Annotated in this window: 2 protein-coding genes; both read left to right on the top strand. The window is 72.5% G+C overall.

Annotated elements, in window-relative coordinates:
- The coding region (locus FV222_RS24590; RefSeq protein WP_187277460.1) for a CpaD family pilus assembly protein at positions 1-405 on the top strand (405 nt) is incomplete at its 5' end.
- Between the two features lie 83 nt (positions 406-488).
- Complete coding sequence (locus tag FV222_RS24585; protein ID WP_147764456.1) at positions 489-1,733, top strand: AAA family ATPase; 1,245 nt, start codon at positions 489-491, stop codon at positions 1,731-1,733.
- Positions 1,734-1,895 lie beyond the last annotated feature (162 nt).

The following is a 1,895-nucleotide window of genomic DNA, read 5'->3' as shown; positions in this document are numbered from 1 at the left end:
GCCATCCGCCGGCTCGGCGCCGAGGGCGGCGTCCCCCCCCGCGAGATCGTGCTCTCCGGCTACCCGGTGGCCGATCCCGGCCTCGCCAGCCCGATCCGCCTCAGCTTCCACCGCATGGAGGCGCACGTCGCCGACAAGTGCGGGCTCTGGCCCCAGGATCTCGGCGAGAGCAGCCCGGTCGCGAACTTCCGCAACCAGCCGTCGTGGAACCTCGGGTGCTCGACCCAGGCGACGATCGCCGCGCAGGTCGCCGACCCGGTCGACCTGGTGCGCGGGCGCCCCGAGGGCCGCATCGACACGATCCGCCGGGTCAAGGACATCGGCCAGCTCCGCGAAGGCAAGGATCCGTCAACCGCCTGGCGGCAGGATGGCAAGACCAGCGTCAAGTCCTCCGTGGCCGAGTGACCCGGCGGGCGACGCCGCCACCCGGCGCCGCCCCCTACCCCGACACACCGTTCCCGCGCTCCCACGAACCCGAAGGCCTCGTCATGGCGGACCACCCCGAGACATCTGAGCGGATGATCGCCCCGGTGCCCCGGATCACGATCCAGGCGTTCTGCGAGACCGCGGAGACCGCCGCGATGATCGAGGGCGCCGGGACCGACCGACGCATGCAGAAGGCCCTCCTGAAGGTCCAGATGGGCGGCGGTGCGGCGGCGGTGGAAGCCTACCGCCACGCGCCGACGCCCAACGTCATCATCATCGAGACGCAAGGGCCGAAATCCCGGCCGATGGAATGCCTCGACGCCCTCGCCGAGGTCTGCGACGCCGGCACCCGGGTGATCGTCGTCGGCCACGTCAACGACGTGGCGCTGTACCGCCAGTTCATTCAGCGCGGCGTCAGCGACTACCTGATGGCGCCGGTCGAGCCGCTGGCGCTGATCGCCTCGCTCTCGGACCTGTTCGCAGCCCCCGGGGTGAAGCCGGTCGGGCGGACCATCGCGGTCTACGGCGTCAAGGGCGGCATCGGCGCCTCGACGGTCGCCCACAACCTCGCCTGGTCGATCGCCCGCGGCCAGGGCGCGCAGACGGTGATCGCCGACCTCGACATCGCCTTCGGCACCGCCTCGCTCAACTTCAACCAGGATCCGCCCCAGGGCATCGCCGAGGCGGTGTTCGCCCCCGAGCGCCTCGATTCGAACCTGGTCGAGCGCCTGCTCTCGAAGTGCAGCGACCAGCTCAGCCTGCTCTCGGCGCCGGCGAGCCTCGACCGGACGATCGACCTGTCCGAGCCGGCCTTCGATGCGCTGATCGACCACCTGCGCGCGGCCGTGCCCTGCATCGTCCTCGACGTGCCGCACCAGTGGTGCGCCTGGTCGAAGCGGGTGCTGACTGCGGCCGACGAGATCCTGATCGTCGCCGGCCCCGACCTCGCCTCCCTACGCAACGCCAAGAACCTGCTCGGCGCGCTGCAGCAGGGCCGGCCCAACGACGCCCGGCCCCGTGTCATCCTGAACGGCGTCGGGGTGCCCAAGCGCCCCGAGATCGGGGCCGCCGAGTTCGCCAAGGCGCTGGAGGCGCCGCTGGCCGCCAGCATCCCGTTCGAGCCGGCCCTGTTCGGGACGGCCGCCAACAACGGCCAGATGATCGCCGAGGTGCAGGCCGGCTCGAAGCCCGCCGAGATCTTCGCCGACCTCGCGGCGGCGCTGCTCGGCCGGCCCGAAGCCAAGCGCGCCCGGCCGAACCTGCTCGAACCGCTCCTGGCGAAGCTCGCGCGGCGGAAGGCGTCCTGATGCCGGCGCTTACGCGGCCTGCCGTCCCGGCGGACGATCCAACCTTCGCACCGCCCGCACTACTGCGCGGTCGCGCACCCGCGCGCCCGCGCGCCGCCATGCCATCCGAGGATCCGTTCCATGTTCGGTAGGAGGCAGGGCGCCACGGCGGCGCCGACCGCG

It is taken from the genome of Methylobacterium sp. WL103 (assembly GCF_008039885.1).
GTDB lineage: Bacteria > Pseudomonadota > Alphaproteobacteria > Rhizobiales > Beijerinckiaceae > Methylobacterium > Methylobacterium cerastii.
This window is presented reverse-complemented; position numbering and strand designations above follow the sequence as displayed.

Coding starts and splice junctions, on each gene's coding strand:
- FV222_RS24585 (WP_147764456.1), top strand. CDS start 489: ATGGCGGACCACCCCGAGACATCTGAGCGGATGATCGCCCCGGTGCCC.